The sequence below is a fragment of the Curtobacterium sp. ME-Dv--P-122a genome, assembly GCF_030209645.1.
GTDB classification, from domain to species: Bacteria; Actinomycetota; Actinomycetes; order Actinomycetales; family Microbacteriaceae; genus Curtobacterium; species Curtobacterium flaccumfaciens.
On the sequence record NZ_JARVRO010000001.1, the window covers coordinates 124,525 to 147,723 of the forward strand.

Here is a 23,199-nt window from a genome sequence, read left to right on the forward strand (position 1 = left end):
ATACGCGCCCCGCTTGGCAAAAAGACGCATTCGCGCAGCTTTGCAGCAAGGACGCCTTGTCTGATAAAGATGTGACCGAGATCGCAGGCAAGCTCCTTTCAGGGGAATACCCTGCCGTGCCGGATATAGAAGCCGCAGCTATACCTGGAGCGACGGACACCGCAGATGCTGTGCATCTTACAGAAGTCTCAGAAGTCGAGGGGGTAAATGCCCTCATTCCCGATCAAGTTCTCTCATTTGGACACAGCGGCCTCACGATCGCTTTTGGGAACAATGGCAGCGGAAAGTCCGGGTACGCGAGAATCATTCGCGAAGCTGTGACCGCGCGAGTCCGTTCAAGTCATCTTCTCGGCGACGTTTTCGGGCAGACCAGCACTCCACAAAGCGCTCAGCTCGTTTACCGCACCGGAACGAAAAGCTTAAACTGGAATCTTGGCGACCCGCAAGATACAAACCTAGCCCGCGTACGGTTCTACGACGAGGACTGCGGTGATGCTTACGTAAGTATGGCCTCGACGATCAGCTATCGTCCTTCTGCGCTCACCATCTTAGACAAACTTTCAGATACATGCGAAAGGCTTTCTAAAGAGCTAGTCAGGCAACTGAACGAAGGAGATGCGGGACGTCCGAAGCTTCCAACGCTTCATCCTGGCACGACCGCGTTCAATTTCGTAGAGTCACTCTCGGCCACCACCACCGACCAAGAGGTGACCGAGGCGATAGCCGTTCCCGCCAACCTGGGCGAGGAGCTCGCAAGATACCTTGGGGAGGAAGCCCGGCTCAAGGGCAGCGACCCGACCAAGGAGAAGGCCAGACTTATCGGTATCGCACGCAATTGGGCGAAGCTGGCCACCCATGCCAACACGCTCGAGACTTTACTCTCCGTCGAATCAATGGAGAGTCTTCGCCAATCGAGAGACCACAGCTTGCAGCTGCAGGAGGCCGCCCGCATCGCTTCCGCACTAACGTTCGAGTCAGAGCCTCTTCCCGATGTTGGTTCCGGAACGTGGCGTGCACTCTGGGAAGCAGCACGCGAATACTCCCGCACTGAGGCTTACCATCCGCACGCCTACCCATTCGTCGGCGAGAACGCGGTGTGTGTACTATGCCAACAGCCTTTGACCGAGTCGGCCGCTCAGCGCTTGTCGAACTTCGAAAAGTTTGTTTCCGACACAACAGCCCGCGATTCCGAAGCCGCTGCGAAGCAACTCTCAGTACGTCGCGAAGCACTACGAGCTCTTGCCGCACTACCGTTAGATATCTCCGCAGCGATCGATCGCCTCAGCGGTGAGGGCGAGGATGCGGCGCGCGCGCTAACCCGCTTGGAAGAAGCGACATCGGCGTCGAACTCTGCCGTCGAGTGGCTCGATGGGCTCGTTGAGCACACTCCCGCGCCAATCGATGCAAGCCTCAGCTCTTGGATGACAGCCAGAGAAAGAGAACTCACATCTCAGGCCGACCAGCTAGACGCCAAAACGTTCGCGGCCGTCCTTCAACAAACAAGTGACAAAGTGGTCGAGTACGAAGATGCAAAAGCACTCGGTGAGGCTTCAGTGGAAATCACTGAGGAAATCACGTGGCTGGCTATACGTTCACGTATCGAGGCCGCTCGTCGTCAGACTACTACGAATGCCCTAACTTCCAAGAGGGGCGAGCTCACAGATAAATACGTCACGGAGGAAGTCCGGGACCGCTTTACCCGAGAAACCGAGCGACTGGAGTTGCGCCGCATCACCTTGAATCGCACCGGCCGGGGCAGGAGCGCGACGCTCGAGCACCAACCCACGTTGCTCGGTTCGCTCCGCGATGCAGACGTTGATCAGGTGCTAAGCGAAGGGGAACAGACTGCCCTGGGCCTAGCTGGCTTCCTCACCGAGGTCGAACTTGACGCCTCGCGCTCTGCAGTTGTCTTCGATGACCCGGTCTCCTCGCTTGACGCGGGAAGGCGGTCGAAGGTCGCGAAGCGCCTCGTTGAACTTGCCGGTCACCGACAGGTGATCGTGTTGACGCACGAGATTACGTTCGTCCATGCGCTCAACAGAGAAGCGGCACGGCAGTCGGTAGATGTCACCATGCGATCAATTCAGCGGATGGGAGACACCAAGCCAGGCTTGATTACTGAAGCGCTGCCTTGGGCAGTCCGGGACATACCGCAACGCATCAATAAGCTCAGCGGTGATATAGCTCGGGTGAAAAGTGGGCGCGGCGCTTTGTCTGAGGAGGAGTACGCGGAAAGGGCCGCTAAGATTGCTGGCCAACTTTCTGAGACGCTGGAAAGAGCCGTGAACCTCCACGTAGTCAACGAACTTGTCGACCGCGGGACCAACGAGGTGAGACCTAGGATGCTGAAGATTCTTCCGAAGTTCTCGCAGACGGATCACGATGAATTCCAATCGTCCTACGAGAGAATTTCTGGGTGGGCGGCACGTCACGATAACGCCCCTGAAGAAAATTATGTGCCACCAACACCGGACGAGCTTGCAGCTGAAGTCACCTGGTTCAACGACTGGCAGGCCCGTGTGAAGCACTATCGGGACTGAGGCTTCGCATTGAGAGCGATGATCGCTTTGCCAGCACCGCATGCCAAAGTTGTTGGTCCACCTTCGTGGGCTTGTGGGCTCCTCGCGCGGAGCACATCCGACGAGGAGCCCACAAAGACCGAGCCACGTGGCGCTGGTGCCCCTGGAGGGACTCGAACCCCCAACCGTTTCCTTAGGACGGAACTGCTCTTCCATTGAGCTACAGAGGCTGGCCCGTCCACTCTAGCGGCGGAAGGGCCCCAGGAACGCGTGCAGTTCGTCGACGAACAGGTCGGGCTGCTCGAACGGCGCGAAGTGCCCGCCGCGGTCGAGTTCGTGGTGGAACACGAGGTTCGTGGTGCGCTCGAGCCACTCGCGCGGCGCGCGCACGATGTCGCCGGGGAAGATCGAGAACCCGGACGGCACCTCGACCCGTCGCTCCAGCTGCTCCGCCGGGATCGCCGCGTTCGCGTGGTACATCCGCATCGCTGAGCCGATCGTGGCGGTGGCCCAGTACTCGGTGAGCAGCGCCAGGACCTCGTCGCGCGTGTAGACCGACCACAGGTCCCCGCCGCAGTCGCTCCACGCCCGGAGCTTCTCGACGATCCAGGCCGCGAGACCCGCGGGTGAGTCGTTCAGCCCGACGGCGGCGGTCTGCGGCTTCGTCCGGTGCAGCATCGCGTAGGCACCCTCGGCTGTGCGCCACCGATCGGTCGCGGCGACGAACTCCCGCTCGGCGGCGGACAACGTCGACGGATCGAGGCCCGGCCAGGCGAGCCCGCCGTCGATGCGGTGCACCGCGACGACCCGGTCGGGGTGGTCGAGTGCCAGGTAGCGGGCGACGTGCGTGCCGATGTCACCGCCGGACACCGCGAACCGCTCGTACCCCAGGTCCGTCATCAGCGTCGCCCACATGCCGGCCACCTGCCGGGCATCGAGGACCTGCGGCGGTGCGTCCGAGAAGCCGTACCCGGGCATGTCCGGCACGACGACGTCGTACCCGGCGTCGACGAGCATCGGCAGCACCTTGCGGTACCGCCACCCGGAGTCCGGCCAGCCGTGCGCGAGCAGGACCGGCAGGGCGTCGGGCTGCGGAGCGCGAGCGTGCAGGACGTGGACGCCGATGCCGTCGACGACGACACGGCGCGAGGGCAGCGCAGCGAGCTCGGCACGGTGCGCGTCGAAGTCGAACCCGTCGGCCCAGTACTCGACGAGCGGGCGCAGGACGTCGAGGTCCACGCCGAGCGACCAGCCGACCCCGGCGGGTGCGTCCGGCCAGCGCGTGGCGCGCAGCCGCGCGCGCAGGTCGTCGATGGTCGCGTCGTCGATGTGCGGTGTCTCGCCCATGCGGCCGACGCTACTCAGCGCCACCGACGCAGATGGGCGAGCGGGGACTGGGCCGCTCCCCCTGGCGGACCGACTGCGTGTCCGCACAGGCCGTGACGAGCCTCCCGGCGGCGTTCACCTGGCGGACACCCGCGCATCCTCTGCCCGCAACGGGGTGCGTCGACGCTGGTCGGACCGCGCCGGTCCCGGCGTGACGGCACGTACCCAGGAGTCCCATGATCTCGCTCGTCTGCCTCGACATGGCAGGAACCACCGTCGACGACGGTGGCGTCGTCCTCGACGCCTTCCGCACCGCGCTCACCGACGTCGGCCTCGAGCACGGGAGCTCGGAGCACGACCGCGCGGTGCAGTACGCGGTCGATACCATGGGCCAGTCGAAGATCGCCGTGTTCACGGCGCTGTTCGACGGTGACGGGGTCCGCGCCGAGGCGGCCAACACCGCCTTCGAGCGCGCCTACTCAATGACCCTCGACCGCGGCGTGCGGCCGGTGGACGGCGCCGTCGAGACGCTCGTCGCCCTCCGCGCAGCGGGGCGACGGATCGCGCTGACCACCGGGTTCTCGCCCACGACGCGCGACGCGGTGCTCGACCTGCTCGGCTGGCGGCCGCTGATCGACCTCGCGCTCTCCCCCGCCGACGCCGGACGCGGGCGCCCGTACCCGGACATGGTGCTCACCGCCGTGCTCCGGACCGGCACCGACGACGTCCGTGACGTGGCGGTCGTCGGGGACACCGTCGCCGACCTGCTCACGGGACACCGCGCCGGCGCCTCCGTCGTGGCGGGCGTGCGGACCGGGACGCACCAGGACGCCGACTTCGCGACCGTCGCGCACACCCACGTCCTCGACTCGGTCGCCGAGCTGCCGTCGGTACTTGCCGAGGTCGACGACGCAGCTGCCACGGTGTGACGACCGCGTGACGACCTCGCCGGTGCCGGAGGCCGCCGGGGTCGCACCGTTCGCCGGCGTGGTCGGATGCTCCGCGACTGACGGTCCCCCTCAGCCGAGGACCATCGGCGCGATGCCGAGGCCGGTCGTCATGCCGATGCCCGTGGTGACCGTCACGACGTCGACCCCGGGGACCGGCCGGTCGATGAGGAACTCCCGTCCCGGGGCCGAGGCGTAGACGCCCTGCCACCGGTCGACCACGGAGACCGGCGCACCGAACAGCCGCTCGGTCTCGGTGACGAGCAGCCGGAAGCCGTCCTCGTCCTGGAACGGCGGCGCGTCGACCCCGCGCTCGTGGGTGTCCCCGACGATGACGCTGCCGTCCGGCGGCGACGTGTACATCTGGTTGAGGTCCCACCGGATCCCCTCGGGCAGGTCGGCGGCGAGCCGGTCCCGCAGGGCAGCCGCTCCGGGCACCGCGGCGAACCCCGAGTAGCGCAGCAGCGACCATCCCGTCAGCAGCGGTGTGGCGAGCGGGAAGGCGAGGGGGATCGTCGCACGCAGCATGTGGAGCCGGCAGCGGACCAGGCCGATCGACTCGGCGAGCACCGGGAAGAGCTGGTCGAGGTCGTGGTTGGTGCAGACGACGATCCGGGTGCCCTCCACGACGCCGCGACCGGTGCGGACGGCGCCGGTGGTGACCTCGAGCGCGGGGGTGCGCCAGTGGAAGGTGACCCCCTGCCCGGCGAGCCAGCGCGCGATCGCGGGAGCTGCCTCGCGGGGGTCGACCTGCAGGTCGTGCGCCAGATGCGCGCCGCCGAGGGCCGAGCCGGGGTCGACCGGCACCGCCGCTGTGATCTCGGCCGCGTCGGCCAGCCGCAGGTCCGCGCCGGAGTCGCGGTACTCCTCGAGCACCGCCAGCTCCTCGGGACGACGGGCGACGACGTGGGCACCGCGTTCGCTGGCCGTGAACCCGGCGAGCTGCGCGAGTGCGAGCCAGCGGCGGCGTGCTTCCTGGGCGTACCCGGCCGCCTCGCCGGTCTGCGGGGTGACGCAGGCGTGACCGAAGTTCCGGACGCTCGCCCCCACGACCGCGCCTGCACGATCGACCACCGCGACCCGCGCGCCCTGCAGGAGCGCCTCGTAGGCCATACCGAGCCCGACGATGCCCGCGCCGACCACGACGACGTCGTACCGTTCGGTCAGCGGCTGGTGGTCCGTCTCGGTGTCGAGTGCGGTGCGTGCGGAGCGGGGCATGAAGACCTTTCGGGCGCCGCGGAGCACCGGTCCGGTGCGGATGCCGCAACTGTCGCAGGTCAGCGGTGGGGCGGGGTTCCGTCCCGGTGCACACGGCGTGGACGGCAGGTGAAATCGATCGGCACCCGTCCCGACAGCCCGGCCGGGTCAGCTGGCCTCGGTGCCGCCCGGCGTGGCGCGGTGGTCACGGCGACTGCGGAGTGTCTCACGCCCCACGCTGATCGCGATCGCGACCGAGAGCGCGATGAGGATGATCTCGATGACTCCGGTGGTTGCCGGGGGCTCGGCGCCCTCGTGGTCGCGGCCCGCGGTCTGCAGGAACAGCGCGGCGTCGTTGAGCCCGTGCAGGAGCATCGGCACCCACAGCTTCCCGGTGGCGCGGCGGGCCGCGTAGAAGAGGGCTCCGTCCATGCTGAGGAACGCCACCTGGAACAGGACCAGGCCGAGCGGGAGTCCGGCGATCACGAAGCCGACCACGTGGGCGAGGCCGAACATCACCGAGGAGACGATGAGGACGACGAACTCGGAGTGGTGTGCGCGGAGCGCGGTGACGAGGATCCCGCGGAAGAACAGCTCCTCGCCGACGCCGACGCCGAGCGCACCGATGAGCACGACGACGATGATCCCGACCGACGCCTCGGACCACGGCACGAGGCTGTACAGGATCACTGTCGAGACGAGGGACAGCACCGGAGCGGCGAGCCACCACCAGCGCCGGGGTCGACCGACGGCGACGGCCGGTTCTCGCCAGATGTTGTTCCACCAACCCGAGCGCCGGGCGAAGAACACTCCGGCGGCGATCATGATGCCGACCGGGATCCAGGTGCCGGCGAGCCAGTCCGCGATCGGGTGGTTCTCCCCGTCGACGACCACACTGAGCAGGTTCCCCACCCCGGCGGCCATGAGGACGTAGACCACACAGGCGACGAGGGCGATCCAGAACAGCCTCGGGACCTCGCGACGACCATCGACTTCGGCGGTCATGCGGCCACTCCCTGCTGGTCGGTCTCGGTCTCGGTCCCGGTCCCGGTCTCGGGGCTGCTGACTCGGCCCTTGATGAAGAAGAGCACCAGGAGTGCGAGCACCGGGTAGGCGAAGTTGAAGATCCCCGCGAAGCCGATCAGCCCCGCGTCACCGGCAGCCGCAGCGGTGGTGTCGATGCCACCGGTCGCCAGGATCGTGGTCGGGTCGGTCGCCGCGTGCAGGAGCATCGCGGGGACGATGCTGCCCGTGACCCGCATCGACAGGTAGAACATCATGCCGGCGCCGAACGTGTACACGACCGTGACGGCCACCGTGACGAGCGGTGTCCCTCCGATGGCGTTCGAGGCGTGCATCAACCCGAACAGCAGCGACGACAGCAGCGCGACGGTGCGTTCGGTGTGGTGACCGCGTCGGAGGAGGTTCACGGCGACGCCACGGGCGATGAGCTCCTCGGCGAACCCGATGCACAGACCGAGGAACAGCACCGCGAAGACCACGGAGACCGAGTACGACGACCAGTTCGTCGCGACGAGCCGGATCACGATCGGGACGAGCAGCAGGACGACGGCGATCCACATCCACCCGCGTCCGGGCAGTGGCTGGCGGCCGAAGACCTCGCGCCCCCATCCGAGCGTGCGGACGAAGACCAGGGTGAGCAGCCCCATCACGATGATCGGCAGGGCGACGCCCACGACGGCTCCGCGGGGTGAGGCGAACAGCTCGTCCGCGGTGATGCCACTGGCGAGGGTGTGGGCGTTCAGCCAGCCGAGCCCCTCGTAGACGGCGAGGTAGAGGATGACGGCCAGCACCGCGCGCCACCAGCCGCCGCGGTTCCAGAACCGCTGCCAGGGGTTCCGTCCCGCTGCCGTCTCGGTCGACTGCCGTGCTCCTGCGGCCATGCTGTCCTCGTGGGTCTCGGTCGTCGGGGCGTCTGGTGACTGGTCCTCACGTCAGCGTAGTGCGAGCCCGGAACGCTCCGGGGGCCCTGGACGCGCGACGGACGGACTGGAGGCCCGTGGCGGCGTCGCCACGGGCCTCCAGTCCGTCTCCTGGTGCGTACCGACAGCCGCTACGCGGCCACGAGGTACTCGTCCCACTCCGCCTGCGGGCGCTCGATGCCGCGCACGACCCACGAGGACCCGTGCGGCACCTTCGGCGGGAACCGGAGGCGCCACCCCATCTCCTGCGGGGTGCGGTCACCCTTGGTGTTGTTGCAGGCCAGGCAGCAGGCGACGAGGTTCTCCCACGAGTCCTGCCCACCGCGCGACCGCGGCTGCACGTGGTCGATGGTGGTGGCGTGCCGGCCGCAGTAGGCACAGTGGTTGCCGTCCCGACGCAGCACACCGCGACGGGACACCGGCACGAGCCTGGAGTGCGGGATGCGCACGTAGCGGGTGAGGATGATGACGGACGGACGGTCGTAGCTCGACGTCGACCCGGTGACCGGGTGTTCGACGTCGGCGGCGACGATGGCGGCCTTCTGGTTCATGACCAGCACGAGGGCTCGTCGGAACGAGATCACCGCGAGGGGCTCGTAACCGGCGTTGAGGACGAGAGTGCGCATGGGTTCCCTTCCGACGTGCCTGGACGGCTTCCAGGCGCTGCGGGTGCGTCGGACCGACGACGCGAACGGGTGAGGACGACCTGTTCACACCCCTGGAACCACGAAGAGCACCACCCGGATGGGCAGTGCTCTCGTCATGCAGGGGCGTGCTCGTGCACGCAGGCTGTACTCGACCATATGTCGACGCGCGCGCGCCGACCCATGGTGCGGGTCGTGCGGAACATCGACATGAGGGTCTCCTGTTCGCGCCGGTGCGGACCGGTGCAGCGTCAGGTTAACCCAGAAACCGGCCCGGCACGAGGGTGTGCGGGCCGGTTCTGGAGAAGTTCACACTCCCCCGGCGGCAGTGTTCGCTAGATGCCGAAGCGGACGATGTGGTAGTCGCTCGTCCAGATCGGACGGATCTGCACGGTGCCACCGGGCTTCGGGGCGTCCATGATCATGCCGTTCCCCATGTAGAAGCCGTCGTGCGCCTCGTTGTTGAAGATGACGACGTCGCCGGGCTGCGCCTCGGACTCGGGGATCGTGGTGCCGGCCTGGTCCTGCAGCGGCACGGAGTGCGCAAGGTTGATGCCGTACTGGGCGTACACGAACATGATGAAGCCGGAGCAGTCGAAGCCCGACGGGTCCGCGCCACCGAAGACGTACGGGGTGCCGATGTACTGCTTGCCCGTGGCGACCACGGCCGGCAGCGAGAACGGGGTGTCGGCGGCGGACGAGCTGGCCGCGTACTCGGCGGCGGTGGGCCCGGTGTACGAGGAGTACTGCTTCGCGGTCGCGGCGCGGGCGGTCTGGGTCTGCTCGGCGGCTTCCTTCGCAGCGGCAGCCTGGTCGGCGGCGGCCTGCTTCGCGGCCTTCTCGGCGTCGAGCGTCGCGGTGGACGTCGCGCCGAAGCCGTCACGGCTCGTGTCGGCGAGCGCCACGGCGTCGGAGACCGCCAGTTCCTGGCTCTGCGTGGCACGGACCTGACGCTGGGCATCGGCGACGGCGGTCGAGTTGCTCGAGGTCGTCGCGGCGAAGGCCGGGGCGACCGCGACCGTGCCGAACATGCCGGCGGCCACGGTGAGGACGACCGGTGCGAGGAACTTGCGCTTGCGCGACGACGAGCTGGCCTTCGCGGTGCTCGCGGCTGCCGCGGCCTGCGCGGCACGACGACCACCGGGCAGTGGGGCGGAGCGCACCGGCACGACCTTGCGGACCGGGCGGCCCTCGGTCTCGCGCACGGCCCGCCGGGTGAGCGGGGCGGTGGTGGCGTTCTCGGTGTTCGTCGGGTTCGCGGACGTCTGGTCGTCCGCGGCGGTACCGGTCTGCGTCAAGAGGTGTGTCTCCAACGTCTCGTCATCACGCCGCCGTGGGTGTCCGGCGGTGTGCAACCCCATCCGTTCGTCATCGTTTCCGATCGAGGCAGGAGACGGGTTCGAGACGTCCTGCCACGGGTCTCCGGCTCAGGGGCAGCGCGGCGACTCGGACGAGTGTACGGAAGCGTCGTTACCGAGTCGAGACCAAACGCCCCGCAGGTAACGAAACGGTAAAGACTCTCAGGAACGACCAGGAACGGTCAGCTGCGTTCGATGTAGACGTGCTGCGCGACCTCGATCGGCAACTCGATGCCCGAGTCCTCACCCTCGACGCGGACCGCGACGTAGGCACCAGCACGCTGCACGCTCGCCACGCGCCCGGGCATGACGCCGGCGGTGCGGAGCTGGTGCAGGAGCTCCGGTTCGAACTGCACGGGCTCGCCCAGGCGTCGAACGACCCCGGTCGTGACGGCGTCGGTGCCCTCGGTCGCGGCGACGATGTTCTGGACGCCATCGAGGAACCCGGCGGCCGCGGGGCCACCGATCTCGGCCAGTCCGGGGATCGGGTTGCCGTACGGGGACTCCGTCGGGTTGCCGAGCATCTCGAGCAGGCGGACCTCGACCTGCTCGCTCATGACGTGCTCCCACCGGCAGGCCTCGTCATGCACGAAGGCCCAGTCGAGTCCGATGACGTCGGCCAGCAGGCGTTCGGCCAGACGGTGCTTGCGCATCACGTGCGTGGCGCGGGAACGACCCTCGTCGGTGAGCTCCAGGTGCCGGTCGCCGGAGACGACGACCAGGCCGTCGCGCTCCATGCGGGCGATGGTCTGCGAGACCGTCGGGCCCGAGTGTCCGAGGCGCTCGGAGATGCGCGCGCGCAGCGGCACGATCGCCTCTTCCTCGAGGTCGAGGATGGTGCGAAGGTACATCTCCGTGGTGTCGACGAGATCGGTCACGGTCCGCCTCTCATGTCTGGGCCCAGCGCCGACCACACTACTTGTTCGCACCGACGAACACCGACCGGCGCCCGGGTGCACGTGAGAAAGGGTCATCCGACGCGGTGGACAGGTGGGTCGAACCCTCCCCGTCCGGCCGGTACACGGGCTCGGGCAGGCGGATCGGCGTCGGTAGGATCGGTGCATGGCAGACATCGTCATCCCGGCCGAACTCCTCCCCACCGACGGTCGCTTCGGCTGCGGTCCGTCGAAGATCCGCGGCGCCCAGCTCGAGTCCCTCGTGACGCGCGGCGCCACGATCCTCGGCACCTCGCACCGCCAGAAGCCCGTGAAGGACCTGGTCGGCAGCGTCCGCTCCGGCCTCGCAGACCTGTTCCAGATCCCCGAGGGCTACGAGGTCGTCCTCGGCAACGGCGGCTCGACCGCGTTCTGGGACGCCGCCGCGTTCGGCCTCATCGAGCGCCGTGCCGAGAACCTGTCCTTCGGCGAGTTCGGGTCGAAGTTCGCCAAGGCCGCAGCGGCCCCGTGGCTCGAGGCTCCGCACGTCGTCGAGGCGCCGGGTGGCTCCCTCGCCGCACTCGAGCCGGTGGAGGGCGTGGACGTCTACGCCTACCCGCACAACGAGACCTCGACGGGCGTCATGGCCCCGGTCGTCCGCGCGACCGGTGACGCCGGTGCCCTGACCGTCGTCGACGCGACCAGCGCCGCCGGTGGCGCCCTGTTCGACGTCAGCGCCACCGACGTCTACTACTTCGCCCCGCAGAAGAACTTCGCCTCGGACGGCGGCCTGTGGCTCGCGCTGCTCTCCCCCGCCGCGATCGAGCGGATCGAGCGGATCGCCGCCTCCGACCGGTACATCCCGGAGTTCCTGTCGCTCAAGAACGCCGTCGACAACTCGCGCCTGAACCAGACCCTGAACACCCCGGCGATCTCCACGCTGCTGCTCCTGGACGAGCAGGTGCGGTGGATGAACGAGTCCGGCGGCCTGGCGTGGGCGGACCTCCGCACGAAGACCTCGTCGTCGACGATCTACGACTGGGCCGAGGCCAGCGACGCCGCGACCCCGTTCGTCTCCGACCCCGCCGCTCGGTCCCAGGTCGTCGCGACGATCGACCTCGACGACTCGATCGACGCCAAGGCCGTGGCCGCGACCCTGCGCGCGAACGGCATCGTCGACACCGAGCCGTACCGGAAGCTCGGCCGCAACCAGCTGCGCGTCGCGACGTTCACCGCGATCGACCCGGACGACGTCGCGAAGCTCGTGCGCGCGATCGACTTCACGATCGACGCCCTGCGCTGACCTCGGGGACACCCGCCGGAACGAGGACGGGCCCGGCACCACCGGATCGGTGGTGCCGGGCCCGTTCGTCGGTCCGGGTGGGTCAGGCGCGGTGGAAGCCCGGGTCGGCTTCGCCGGCGTCGAGCTGGTCGACGTCGAGATCGGCGTCGGGCTCGAACGGCTGCACGCGGCGGGCACGGCGGCGACGGGGCGGCTGCGGGGCCTGGTCCTCGCTGTCGGTGTCGCTCACATCGGCGAGCGCATCGACGTCCACGCCTTCGATGTCGTCGTCGTCCGACTCGTCGAGGTCGTCCTCGTCGGCGTCGAACTCGTCGTCATCGTCATCGTCCGACTCGTCGTCGTCCTCGTCGTCATCCGAGTCGTCGTAGTCGTCGTCCTCGTCCGAGTCCTCGTCGTCGTCGTCCTCATCCGACTCGTCGTCGTAGTCCTCGTCGTCGGAGTCCTCATCGTCCGAGTCCTCGTCCGCCGCGTCCTCACCCTCGTGCTCCTGCGCAGCCCGGTACTCGGCGAGTCGCTCGGACCACGGCACCCACTCGGGCGCGACGAGCGAGCCGTCCCCGGGCATCAGCTCGACCTCGAGCACGGTCGGTTCGTCGTCGCCGACCTTGGCGACGCTGACGGTCCACCGCCACCCGGGGTAGCCGGGCAGCCGGTTGGCGAACAGGACGGACACGACGCCGTCACCTTCGTCCACCGTGCCGACGGGTGCACCGACGGTCGACTCCGGGGTGACCTCAAGCAACGCCTCGCGCGCCAGGTCGGTGTAGTCAACGGATGCTGCGTCGATGGACGCTGCGTCGGGAGCCGTCTCGGCCCCTGCTGTCTCGGACTCGGTCATGGGGTCACGCCTCCAACTGGTCTGCGACGTGCCGCAGGATGGCGGCGATGCGATCGCCGTTCTTCGGGTAGCGGCCGTGGCGGAGGTCTCCGCTGATCCGGTCGAGTTCCTTCACCAGGTCCTCGACGATCACGGCCATGTCGTCCGCGGAGCGACGGGTCATCCGCGACAGCGACGGCTGGGGCTCGAGCAGCCGCACGGACAACGCCTGCGACCCCTTCTTGCCCTGGACGACGCCGTACTCGAGCCGCGTGCCGGCCTTGACGGTCACGACGCCGTCGGGCAGCGAGGACGCGTGCAGGAACACCTGGTCGCCGTCGTCTCCGGTGATGAAGCCGAAGCCCTTGTCGTCGTCGTAGAACTTGACCTTGCCGGTGGGCATGCGTGGACTCCTCGAGGTCGTGGTACGGCCGTGGTGCGTCGGATATCCTGGGTCGATGGCCAAGCCGACCCGATCAACCGGGAACCCGCAGGACTCCGCAGAACCCCCGGTGACGTTCAATCGTACCGAACGCGCTCTGGCGTTCATGATCGGTGGGATCATCATCCTCGGCCTGCTCTGCTTCGTCGCGATGATCATCATGTGGCTCACCGCTCCCAGCGCCCAGGGTGCGATGCCGTGGCCGGTGGTCATGGCGATCCCGCTCTACGGCTTCCCGATCGCCATGGTGCTGGTCTTCACGCTCCTCGGCATCACCTGGACACGTCGCGCACGAGCGAACCGGACGGCTCGCTGACGTCCGCCCCGGACGCTGGCACCGGACGATGACGACCACCGCCGACCTCGCCGCCCGACTCCGGGCGATGCCGGACGATGCGCTCGAGCGCCTCGTCGCGGCGAGGCGACTCCCCACCGCTGCACTCGCCGAGACCGGCCCGCAGCGCATCACCGACTTCTTCGACCTCGCCGAGGCGCTCCGGAGCGACGACGCGGTGGACGCCGCCGTCGAGCACCTGCCGCGCGCCACGATCCTCGCGCTGCGTGACGGCGGCGCCGTCGACGCACTCGGCCCCGCGATCGAGCTCGGCCTCGCCGACGAGGACGGCGCCGTCGACGACGCGGTCGCCGCACGCGTGGCCGCCCACCCCGACCTCACCTCGCTCGACGAGCAGCCGGGAGGCCCGGAGCAGGTCCGCCCCGCCGCTCCCGCCCTCGACGACGCGGCCCTCGAGCGTGCGCGCACCACCGGCGCGGAGCAGGCGTTCGCGACGATGACGGTGCTCGCCGAGCTGCTGCGGGCGGTCGACGCCGGCGCGGTCCGCGAACTCGTCAAGGGCGGGATCGGCATGCCGCTCGCCCGCACCCTCGCCGAGCGCATCGGCACCGACGCCGAGCTCGTCGCCGGTCGCCTTGCCTTGCTCGACGACATCGGGTTCGCCGACCCCGACACCGGGCGGTGGATCGTCACCGACCCCGGGCACGCGTGGTTGCTCGCCGGCTGGCCGGAGCGCTGGGTGTCGCTGGTGGCCGCGTGGTCGGACACGCTCCCGCCCGCCGTCCACCAGGTGCTCGAGCTGGCCGACGGGGACCTGCGCGACCTCGTGCCGCTCGGGCGGTGGGCGTACCCGGCGGGGTCCCGTTGGCTCGACGCCCTGCTGCTCGACGTCGCCGGCACCGCGGCGTCGCTCGGCCTGGCCGTCGACGGCATCGTGACGAGCACCGGCCGGGCACTCCTCGACGGCGACGCCGACCAGGCCTCCGACGACCTGCCGGGCACCGTCGAACGGGTCTACCTGCAGCACGACCTCACCGTCATCGCACCGGGGCCGCTCGCGCCGGTGGACGACGACGCCCTGCGCACCGTCGCCGTGCTCGAGGCACCGGGACTCGCGGCGCGCTACCGCATCTCCGAGGACACCCTGCGCGCGGCGTTCCGGGCCGGACACTCCCGCGACGACCTGCTGTCCCTGCTCGGACGACTGTCGGCCACCGGGATCCCGCAGCCCCTCGCCTACCTGATCGACCAGGTGGCCGGACGCGACGGCAGCATCGTCGTCGACCGGGGGCCGGGCGGCGTCGGGACCGAGGTCCGCGGCACCGCCGACCAGCTCGACCTCGTCGGGGTGGACGCCGAGCTCCGGCAGCTCGCGTGGGAGCGGCCCGACCTGACGACGCTGACCACGCGCTACCCGCCGCACGTCGTGCACACCGCGCTCGAGGACCAGCGCTACCCGGCCGTCCTGACGACCGCAGCCCGCCCCGAGGCGCACCACGGGCCTCCCGGCCGGCGCAGCCCCACCGGACGCTCGCCGGAGCAGTCGGCGCACGCACTCGTCGAACGGCTCCGCCTGACGACGCAGCGCGGCGACGCGGAGCCGGAGCAGGAGTGGCTCGGTCGGCAGATCGACCTGGCCGTGCGCGGACGCACGCCGATCCGTGTGACCGTCCGGATGCCGGACGGCTCGGAGCGGCCGTTCTCGATCGTGCCGACCTCGGTCGCGGCCGGACGCGTCCGCGGGCGGGACACGGCCGTCGACGTCGAGCGCACCCTGCCGCTGTCGCTCGTCGTGTCGGTCGAGAGCGACGCCTGAGCCGCGCGGTCACCCGCACGCAGGTGCCGACGGCTAGGCTGGCAGGTCATGAACGGACCGCTGATCGTGCAGAGCGACCGCACCGTGCTCCTCGAGGTCGCGCACCCCGATGCCGAGGACGCGCGCCACGAGCTCGCGGCCTTCGCCGAGCTCGAACGCGCTCCCGAGCACGTGCACACCTACCGGATCACCCGCCTCGGACTCTGGAACGCGCGCGCCGCGGGCCACGACGCCGAGGCGATGATCGACACGCTGGAACGCTTCGCGAAGTTCCCCGTGCCGCAGAGCGTCACGGTCGACATCCGCGACACGGTCTCGCGCTACGGACGGCTCGTGATCCGTCGCGAGGAACGGCCCGACGCGCCCGTGATCGCGAACTCCCCCACCGAAGAACTCGAGCGGTTGCCGCTCCTGCTCCTCACCGCCGAGGACCCGTCGGTGCTGGCCGAGGTCATCCGGTCGAAGCGCATCAAGCCGTTGCTCGGCGACATGCGGTCCTCGACCGAGGTCGAGCTGCAGCCGTGGGCGCGGGGGCAGATCAAGCAGGAGCTCGTCAAGCTCGGCTGGCCGGCGGAGGACCTGGCGGGCTACACCCCGGGCCAGCCGCACCCGATCGACCTGGACACGGCCGAGTGGCACATGCGGCCGTACCAGGAGCAGGCGGTCGACACGTTCTTCGCCCAGGGCTCCGGCGTCGTCGTGCTGCCCTGTGGCGCGGGCAAGACGCTCGTCGGCGCGGGCGCGATGGCGACCGTCAAGGCGACCACGCTCATCCTCGTGACGAACACCGTCTCGGCGCGGCAGTGGCGCACCGAGCTCCTCAAGCGCACGACCCTGACGCCGGAGGACATCGGCGAGTACTCGGGCAGCGTCAAGGAGATCCGGCCGGTCACGATCGCGACCTACCAGATCCTCACCGCCCGCCGGAAGGGCGAGTACACGCACCTGTCGCTCCTCGACGCCCTCGACTGGGGGCTCATCGTCTACGACGAGGTGCACCTGCTGCCCGCGCCGGTGTTCAAGCTGACCGCCGACCTGCAGGCCCGCCGACGCCTGGGTCTCACCGCGACGCTCGTGCGCGAGGACGGCCGCGAGGGCGACGTCTTCTCACTCATCGGGCCGAAGCGGTACGACGCCCCGTGGAAGGAGATCGAGGCGCAGGGCTACATCTCGCCGGCCTCCTGCTACGAGGTCCGCATCGACCTGCCGCACCAGGACCGCCTGGAGTACGCGGCGTCGAGCGACGACGAGCGCTACCGGCTCGCCGCGACGTCCCCGGCCAAGACCCCGGTGGTGCGGGAACTCATCGAGAAGCACCGCGGTGAGCAGATCCTGGTGATCGGGCAGTACATCGACCAGCTCGACGAACTGGCCGCGTCGCTCGACGCCGCGGAGATCACGGGGGCGACCCCGGTCGACGAACGGGAGCGGCTGTACGACGCGTTCCGGTCCGGCGAGGTCGACGTGCTCGTCGTCTCGAAGGTCGCGAACTTCTCGATCGACCTGCCCGACGCGACCGTCGCCATCCAGGTCTCCGGCTCGTTCGGATCGCGGCAGGAAGAGGCACAGCGGCTCGGCCGGCTCCTCCGCCCGAACAAGGACGGCCTGCCCGCGTCGTTCTACACGCTCGTGGCCCGGGACACCGTCGACCAGGACTTCGCGCAGAACCGGCAGCGGTTCCTGGCGGAGCAGGGCTACTCGTACACGATCCTCGACGCCGACCAGGTCCAGACGCCCATGGGCTGACGCACGAACCGCTCTCAGGAAACCCCGAGGGAACAGTCAGAAGATAAGACCATGAGCGATGGCCCCAAGATCCTGATCGTCGACGACGAGCCGAACATCCGCGACCTCCTGACGACCTCGTTGCGCTTCGCCGGCTTCGCCGTGCGTGCGGTGGGCAACGGAGCACAGGCGATCTCCGCCGTGCTGGAAGAAGAGCCGGACCTCATCATCCTCGACGTGATGCTGCCCGACATGAACGGCTTCGGCGTCACCAAGCGCCTGCGTTCCTCGGGCTACACCTCGCCGATCCTGTTCCTGACGGCGAAGGACGACACCGAGGACAAGATCACCGGCCTCACCGTCGGCGGCGACGACTACGTCACCAAGCCGTTCTCGCTCGACGAGATCGTCGCCCGCATCAAGGCCATCCTCCGTCGCACCATGAACGACGAGGAAGACGCGATCATCCGCGCCGGCGAGCTCACGATGGACCAGGACACGCACGAGGTCACGATCGGCGACGCGCAGATCGAGCTCTCGCCCACCGAGTTCAAGCTGCTCCGCTACCTCATGCTCAACCCGAACCGCGTGCTGTCGAAGGCGCAGATCCTCGACCACGTCTGGGAGTACGACTTCAACGGCGACGCCGGCATCGTCGAGAGCTACATCTCGTACCTGCGCCGCAAGCTCGACCAGTACTCCGCCGAGCCGATCATCCAGACCAAGCGCGGCTTCGGGTACATGCTGAAGGCGTCCAAGGCCTCGTAGCACCATCACCTCTTCACGGCGGTCGTCCGGTTTCACCGGGCGGCCGCTGTCTATCGTTGGGGCAGCATGCACACGCGAATGAACCACTGGTGGGACGGGATCTCCCTGCGCACCAAGATCACCGGGATCACGGTGCTGCTCGTCGCGCTCGGATTGCTCGTCGCCGGACTCGGCACGATGACCGTGCTGTCCACCTACCTCATGCAGCAGCTCGACAACACGGTCAAGCAGACGACCGAGCAGCTCGAGGGCCAGAACATCAGCGACGGCGAGCAGTACTGCAAGCTGTCCGTCGTCGTCTCGCAGAGCGCTTACGTCGCCGCGTACGACGCCGACGGTGACCGGATCTGCCAGACGAAGGCGTCGAGCCGGCCCGACGTCCGCGAAGCCACCCTGGTCGAGGCCTCGCAGGCGAACCAGCGCATCTCGCTCTACGACAGCCAGCACAACCACGAGTGGCGCGCGCAGATCATCCCGGCATCGCTGCAGAACCAGTCCGACGGCACCACCGAGACCGGCTACGTGCTCATCGCGGTCTCCAGTGCCGGTACCGACGAGACCATCGGCAAGTTCACCGCGATCTTCCTCGGGTTCGGTGCCTCGGTCATCCTGCTCGGCGCCATGCTCACCCGGCTGCTCGTCACCGCGACCTTCGACCCGCTGCGCGACGTCGAGGACACCGCCGCACGGTTCGCCGCGGGCGACTTCAACCAGCGCCTCGAGGCCGACACCCCGAACACCGAGGTCGGCCGCCTCAACCGCTCCCTCAACGTCATGCTCGAGCGGATCGACTCCGCGTTCGAGGACCGCGAGCGCACCATCGCCCAGATGCGGCGATTCGTCGGGGACGCCTCGCACGAGCTCCGCACGCCGCTGGTGTCCCTGCGCGGGTACGCCGAGCTGTACCGGATGGGCGCCCTGCGCAAGGAAGAGGACGTCGCCCAGGCGATGGAGCGCATCGAGAAGGAAGCGCAGCGGATGGGTCTGCTCGTGCAGGACCTGCTGCAGCTCGCCCGCATCGACGAGTCGAAGCCCCTCGAGCTCGGCCCGGTCGACCTCGTCGCCATCGCCCGTGACTCGGCGCTCGACACGATGGCCTCCAACCCCGACCGCGAGATCCAGGTCCTCGTCGAGGACTCCCTGACCGGCGAGAGCGTGCCCCAGGCCGTGCGCCCATCGGCGTCGTCGTCGTCCATCGGCTCTCCGGACTCCGGCGAAGCACCGCCCGTGTCGCCCACCTCGGCGAACACCACCGGGCCGATCGCGTTCTCGCGCCAGACCATCGCGCGCCTGCGGGCCCGTCGGACCCGCGCCATGAACATCGACGCCGGTGCCGCCCCGGCGGACGAGACCACGCCGCTGCCCACCGTCGTGCTGCCGAAGCGCCCGCCGATCGTCCTGGCGGAAGAGAACAAGATCCGCCAGATCGTCACGAACCTGATGGGCAACGCCATGCGGTTCACGGCGAACGACGACCCGATCGAGATCGGCATCGGCGTGGACGACGAGCGCGGCATGGCACACCTCGACGTGATCGACCACGGTGAGGGCATCCCGCCGCAGCTGCGCGAGAAGATCTTCCAGCGCTTCTGGCGTGCAGACACCTCGCGCGCCCGGGACACCGGCGGCTCGGGCCTCGGGCTCGCCATCGTGTCCGGCATCGTCGCGGCGCACCACGGCTCCGTCGAGGTCTTCGACACCGAGGGCGGCGGCGCCACCTTCCGCGTCTGGCTCCCCCTGCTCCCCCGCGACTTCTCCGCCTGACCCGCGTGACCCACGCGGGCCGCTGCTCGAGGTAGCGCGAACTGCCGCCCATCCCGCGCTCTCACGGCGCAATGTGCGACCTGGGTGACGCACACACGGCGTGTTGTGCGACCGCCGCGTGCGAGCATCCGACCCTTCGGAGGGATAACCCGCCGACGTCACGACGGGCCCGAGACGAAGGCCTGGCGCAGACGCTCGAACAGCACAGCAGGGCGAGCGGCATCAGCCCGCGTCGCATGCAGGACGAGCCAGCCGTTGACCGCCATCCCGTTGTCCCGCCGCTGGTCGTACTGGAAGACATCCTGTTCGCGGTGGTGATCGCCGTCGTACTCCAACGCGATCCGACGGTCCGGCCAGGCCATGTCCACGCGTCCGAGGAACCGGCCGTGGTGATCCGACACCTCGACCTGCAGTTCCGGCTCCGGGAACCCCGCGTCGACCACGGCGAGTCGAAGCCAGGTCTCCATCGGTGACTCAGCACCGACGCGTACCCGCGCGATCGCGGCACGAGCGACCGCGATCCACCGAGATCCGGGCACGATGCTCTTGGCGAGCGTGTCGATCGTGCAGAGTCCGCTCTTGCCCACCAGGAAATCGCCCACCGCGACGAGTTGCTCCACGCTGAGCAGACCGGCGCACTCCCGCCATGCAAGCTCCGGGGTGCTGAGCTGCATCCCCTGCCACTCGCAGCTGGCGGCTCCGGACCGGCGCCGGTGTCCCTTGACCTGTGGACGTCGCATCACCGGGCCGGTGCCGTCGGTGGTGACGTGGACGGGGACTTCGGCACCGCGCGGGAGCGGTGCGCCCCACAGCGCGGCGGCCGTCGTGTGGCTGAGGTACTGGTCCGGACGGAGCACCAGGCCGACGGCCGCGACGATCGACATCGTGGCGTCGGTCGACCGGACGCCATGCACGGGACGGACGAGATCACGTCGACGGAGACGACCCGGATCGACGCCGTACCCGATGGCCTCACGGACCAGGAAGCCGGCGGAGTCGAGCGTCTCGGGGAGCGGACGAGGCTTCGGCATGTCCTGAGTGTCGCGACCCGGTTGCCCACGCAAGCGCCTGGGGAACGCATCTGTGGAGAACGACCGGTGCCGGGCCTCCTGTGCGCTTCATGCTGATCGCGCAACATGCCGTCTCCAGCACGCCGTGGTCGCACAAACTGCCGGAATGCCCCCCGCGAAGCGGCAGTTCGCGCGATCTCGGCCCAACCGCCCCGCCCAACCGCCCCGCGCGACCGCACACACAGAAGGGCCCCACACGCGCAGCGTGCGGGGCCCTTCTGTCAGGCGGACTTAGAAGTCCATGCCACCCGTCGGGTCGCCAGCCGGAGCAGCAGGGGTGCGCTCGGGCTTCTCGGCGACGACGACCTCGGTCGTCAGGAACAGACCGGCGATCGACGCAGCGTTCTGCAGCGCCGAACGCGTGACCTTGGCGGGGTCGATGATGCCGGCGGCGATCAGGTCGACGTACTCGCCGGTCGCGGCGTTGAGGCCCCAACCCGACTCGAGCTCGCGGACCTTGGCGGCGACGACACCCGGCTCGAGACCGGCGTTCAGCGCGATCTGCTTGAGCGGCGCGTCGATGGCCACGCGGACGATGTTCGCACCGGTCGCCTCGTCACCCTCGAGCTCGAGGGCCTCGAGTGCGACGGCACCGGCCTGGATGAGGGCGACGCCACCACCGGCGACGATGCCCTCTTCGACGGCAGCCTTCGCGTTGCGGACGGCGTCCTCGATGCGGTGCTTGCGCTCCTTGAGCTCGACCTCGGTCGCGGCACCCGCCTTGATGACGGCGACGCCACCGGCGAGCTTCGCGAGGCGCTCCTGGAGCTTCTCGCGGTCGTAGTCGGAGTCGGTCGCCTCGATCTCGGCACGGATCTGGCGGACACGGCCGGCGATCTGCTCGGCGTCGCCGGCACCCTCGACGATCGTGGTCTCGTCCTTGGTGATGACGACCTTGCGGGCACGACCGAGCAGGTCGAGCGTCGCGTTCTCGAGCTTGAGGCCGACCTCTTCCGAGATGACCTGGCCACCGGTCAGGATCGCGATGTCCTGCAGCATGGCCTTGCGGCGGTCGCCGAAGCCCGGAGCCTTGACGGCGACGGACTTGAAGATGCCGCGGATCTTGTTCACGACGAGCGTGGCCAGGGCCTCGCCGTCGACGTCCTCGGCGATGATCAGGAGCTGCTTGCCCGCCTGGATCACCTTGTCGACGACCGGCAGGAGGTCCTTGATGTTCGAGATCTTCGAGTTGACGATCAGGATGTAGGCGTCCTCGAAGACGGCTTCCTGACGCTCGGGGTCGGTGACGAAGTACTGCGACAGGTAGCCCTTGTCGAAGCGCATGCCCTCGGTGAGCTCGAGCTCGGTGCCGAAGGTGTTCGACTCCTCGACGGTGACGACGCCTTCCTTGCCGACCTTGTCGATGGCCTCGGCGATGAGCGCGCCGATGGTCGGGTCAGCGGCCGAGATCGACGCGGTCGCGGCGATCTGGTCCTTGGTCTCGATGTCCTTCGCGTTGGCGAGGAGCTGGTCGGAGACGGCGGCGACGGCCTTCTCGATGCCGCGCTTGAGCGACACGGGGTCGGCTCCGGCGGCGACGTTGCGGAGGCCTTCGCGGACGAGCGCCTGGGCGAGGACGGTCGCGGTGGTCGTTCCGTCACCGGCGACGTCGTCGGTCTTCTTGGCGACCTCCTTGACGAGCTCCGCGCCGATCTTCTCGTACGGGTCGTCGAGCTCGATCTCCTTGGCGATGGAGACACCGTCGTTCGTGATCGTGGGGGCGCCCCACTTCTTCTCGAGGACGACGTTGCGGCCGCGCGGGCCGAGCGTCACCTTCACGGCGTCGGCCAGCTGGTTCAGGCCGCGCTCGAGGCCACGGCGGGCCTCCTCGTCGAAAGCAATGATCTTAGCCATGTGGTTTTTCGTCCCTCCCGGACGTCGTCTTGGGGGTCGTGCTGGCACTCAGCGTGAGCGAGTGCCAACGCCGATTCTGGCACTCGCCGGGTGTGAGTGCAACACAGTCGGGAGGCTCGTGACGACTTCCCAGGACACGTCGCGTCCGGTGGACCCCGGACCACCGCCGCGGTCGCGCTCCGCGCGCCGGTCACCGCCCCCGCACACGACGAACGCGCCGCCCCTGACGGGACGGCGCGTTCTGGAAGTGGTGCTGCTCAGGCGGGGCGGACGGACTCTGCCTGCGGGCCCTTCGACCCGGTGCCGACGTCGAACACGACGGCCTGGCCCTCCTCGAGGACCTTGTAACCCGACATGTCGATGGCCGAGTAGTGCACGAACACGTCCTGGCCCCCTCCATCCACGGTGATGAAGCCGAAGCCCTTTTCAGCGTTGAACCACTTCACGGTTCCGTTGGCCATGATCTCTTGCTCCCTGGTACTGCAGTGCGGAACGACGTGATCGTCGTCTGCATGGGACTCTGACCGAACCCGTCC

20 protein-coding genes and 1 tRNA gene are annotated in these 23,199 nt (G+C 68.9%); 8 read left to right on the forward strand and 13 right to left on the reverse strand.

Annotation, left to right across the window (positions count from 1 at the left end):
• Positions 1-71: 71 nt before the first annotated feature.
• Positions 72-2,540 carry an AAA family ATPase gene (locus QRN49_RS00450; RefSeq protein ID WP_284753274.1) on the forward strand — a complete coding sequence of 823 codons (2,469 nt, stop codon included), beginning with the start codon at positions 72-74 and terminating at the stop codon, positions 2,538-2,540.
• 134 nt (positions 2,541-2,674) lie between these two features.
• Here the strand turns inward: QRN49_RS00450 and QRN49_RS00455 are convergent.
• Both QRN49_RS00455 and QRN49_RS00460 read right to left on the reverse strand, forming a co-directional pair.
• A tRNA-Arg gene (locus QRN49_RS00455) sits at positions 2,675-2,749 on the reverse strand.
• A 13-nt stretch (positions 2,750-2,762) separates the two neighbouring features.
• A complete protein-coding gene (locus QRN49_RS00460) occupies positions 2,763-3,866 on the reverse strand; it encodes an epoxide hydrolase family protein (RefSeq protein WP_284753276.1) in 1,104 nt (367 codons plus the stop codon).
• A 215-nt stretch (positions 3,867-4,081) separates the two neighbouring features.
• Here QRN49_RS00460 and QRN49_RS00465 point away from each other — a divergent pair, with 215 nt between their 5' ends.
• Positions 4,082-4,774 carry an HAD family hydrolase gene (locus tag QRN49_RS00465; protein ID WP_284753278.1) on the forward strand — a complete coding sequence of 231 codons (693 nt, stop codon included), beginning with the start codon at positions 4,082-4,084 and terminating at the stop codon, positions 4,772-4,774.
• A gap of 90 nt (positions 4,775-4,864) precedes the next feature.
• On the opposite strand, the gene QRN49_RS00470 is transcribed toward QRN49_RS00465, so the two are convergent.
• From QRN49_RS00470 to QRN49_RS00495, 6 genes are all read right to left on the reverse strand, one after another.
• Positions 4,865-6,010, reverse strand: a complete 1,146-nt coding sequence (locus tag QRN49_RS00470) for a TIGR03364 family FAD-dependent oxidoreductase (protein WP_284753281.1) — start codon at positions 6,008-6,010, stop codon at positions 4,865-4,867.
• Positions 6,011-6,157: 147 nt separating this feature from the next.
• A complete protein-coding gene (locus QRN49_RS00475; RefSeq protein WP_284753283.1) occupies positions 6,158-6,994 on the reverse strand; it encodes a CPBP family intramembrane glutamic endopeptidase in 837 nt (278 codons plus the stop codon).
• Positions 6,991-7,893, reverse strand: a complete 903-nt coding sequence (locus QRN49_RS00480) for a CPBP family intramembrane glutamic endopeptidase (protein WP_284753286.1) — start codon at positions 7,891-7,893, stop codon at positions 6,991-6,993. The genes QRN49_RS00475 and QRN49_RS00480 overlap by 4 nt, the downstream gene beginning before the upstream one ends.
• Before the next feature lie 170 nt (positions 7,894-8,063).
• A complete protein-coding gene (locus tag QRN49_RS00485; RefSeq protein WP_027466591.1) occupies positions 8,064-8,558 on the reverse strand; it encodes an HNH endonuclease in 495 nt (164 codons plus the stop codon).
• Positions 8,559-8,911: 353 nt separating this feature from the next.
• Positions 8,912-9,874 (reverse strand): C40 family peptidase, encoded by a 963-nt coding sequence (locus tag QRN49_RS00490; protein WP_284753290.1) that lies wholly within the window; start codon positions 9,872-9,874, stop codon positions 8,912-8,914.
• Positions 9,875-10,116: 242 nt separating this feature from the next.
• Entirely contained in the window at positions 10,117-10,812 is a 696-nt protein-coding gene (locus tag QRN49_RS00495; RefSeq protein ID WP_284753292.1) for an iron-dependent transcriptional repressor DtxR, read from the reverse strand.
• Between the two features lie 184 nt (positions 10,813-10,996).
• On the opposite strand from QRN49_RS00495, the gene serC reads away from it, so the two are divergent.
• The gene (gene serC / locus QRN49_RS00500) at positions 10,997-12,112 is read left to right on the forward strand and encodes a phosphoserine transaminase (protein ID WP_209129886.1); all 1,116 of its coding nucleotides are present in this window, start codon (positions 10,997-10,999) and stop codon (positions 12,110-12,112) included.
• An 82-nt stretch (positions 12,113-12,194) separates the two neighbouring features.
• On the opposite strand, the gene QRN49_RS00505 is transcribed toward serC, so the two are convergent.
• Both QRN49_RS00505 and QRN49_RS00510 read right to left on the reverse strand, forming a co-directional pair.
• Positions 12,195-12,950: a DUF3027 domain-containing protein gene (locus tag QRN49_RS00505; RefSeq protein WP_284753296.1), complete on the reverse strand. Its 756-nt coding sequence runs from the start codon at positions 12,948-12,950 to the stop codon at positions 12,195-12,197.
• 4 nt (positions 12,951-12,954) lie between these two features.
• The gene (locus QRN49_RS00510; protein ID WP_017888041.1) at positions 12,955-13,332 is read right to left on the reverse strand and encodes a cold-shock protein; all 378 of its coding nucleotides are present in this window, start codon (positions 13,330-13,332) and stop codon (positions 12,955-12,957) included.
• A 55-nt stretch (positions 13,333-13,387) separates the two neighbouring features.
• Here QRN49_RS00510 and QRN49_RS00515 point away from each other — a divergent pair, with 55 nt between their 5' ends.
• The 5 genes from QRN49_RS00515 (at position 13,388) to QRN49_RS00535 (ending at position 19,739) form a co-directional block, all read left to right on the forward strand.
• Entirely contained in the window at positions 13,388-13,687 is a 300-nt protein-coding gene (locus QRN49_RS00515) for a hypothetical protein (RefSeq protein WP_128780559.1), read from the forward strand.
• A 28-nt stretch (positions 13,688-13,715) separates the two neighbouring features.
• Positions 13,716-15,482 (forward strand): helicase-associated domain-containing protein, encoded by a 1,767-nt coding sequence (locus tag QRN49_RS00520; RefSeq protein ID WP_282818704.1) that lies wholly within the window; start codon positions 13,716-13,718, stop codon positions 15,480-15,482.
• A 48-nt stretch (positions 15,483-15,530) separates the two neighbouring features.
• Complete coding sequence (locus QRN49_RS00525; protein WP_284753303.1) at positions 15,531-17,228, forward strand: DNA repair helicase XPB; 1,698 nt, start codon at positions 15,531-15,533, stop codon at positions 17,226-17,228.
• 51 nt (positions 17,229-17,279) lie between these two features.
• Complete coding sequence (locus tag QRN49_RS00530; RefSeq protein ID WP_017888045.1) at positions 17,280-17,975, forward strand: response regulator transcription factor; 696 nt, start codon at positions 17,280-17,282, stop codon at positions 17,973-17,975.
• Positions 17,976-18,041: 66 nt separating this feature from the next.
• Positions 18,042-19,739, forward strand: a complete 1,698-nt coding sequence (locus tag QRN49_RS00535) for a sensor histidine kinase (protein WP_284753304.1) — start codon at positions 18,042-18,044, stop codon at positions 19,737-19,739.
• A 158-nt stretch (positions 19,740-19,897) separates the two neighbouring features.
• Here QRN49_RS00535 and QRN49_RS00540 read toward each other — a convergent pair whose 3' ends face one another.
• The 3 genes from QRN49_RS00540 to QRN49_RS00550 form a co-directional block, all read right to left on the reverse strand.
• Complete coding sequence (locus tag QRN49_RS00540; protein ID WP_284753305.1) at positions 19,898-20,770, reverse strand: endonuclease domain-containing protein; 873 nt, start codon at positions 20,768-20,770, stop codon at positions 19,898-19,900.
• Positions 20,771-21,040: 270 nt separating this feature from the next.
• Complete coding sequence (gene groL, locus QRN49_RS00545; protein ID WP_017888048.1) at positions 21,041-22,663, reverse strand: chaperonin GroEL; 1,623 nt, start codon at positions 22,661-22,663, stop codon at positions 21,041-21,043.
• A gap of 257 nt (positions 22,664-22,920) precedes the next feature.
• Positions 22,921-23,124, reverse strand: a complete 204-nt coding sequence (locus tag QRN49_RS00550) for a cold-shock protein (protein WP_017888049.1) — start codon at positions 23,122-23,124, stop codon at positions 22,921-22,923.
• Positions 23,125-23,199: the final 75 nt, after the last annotated feature.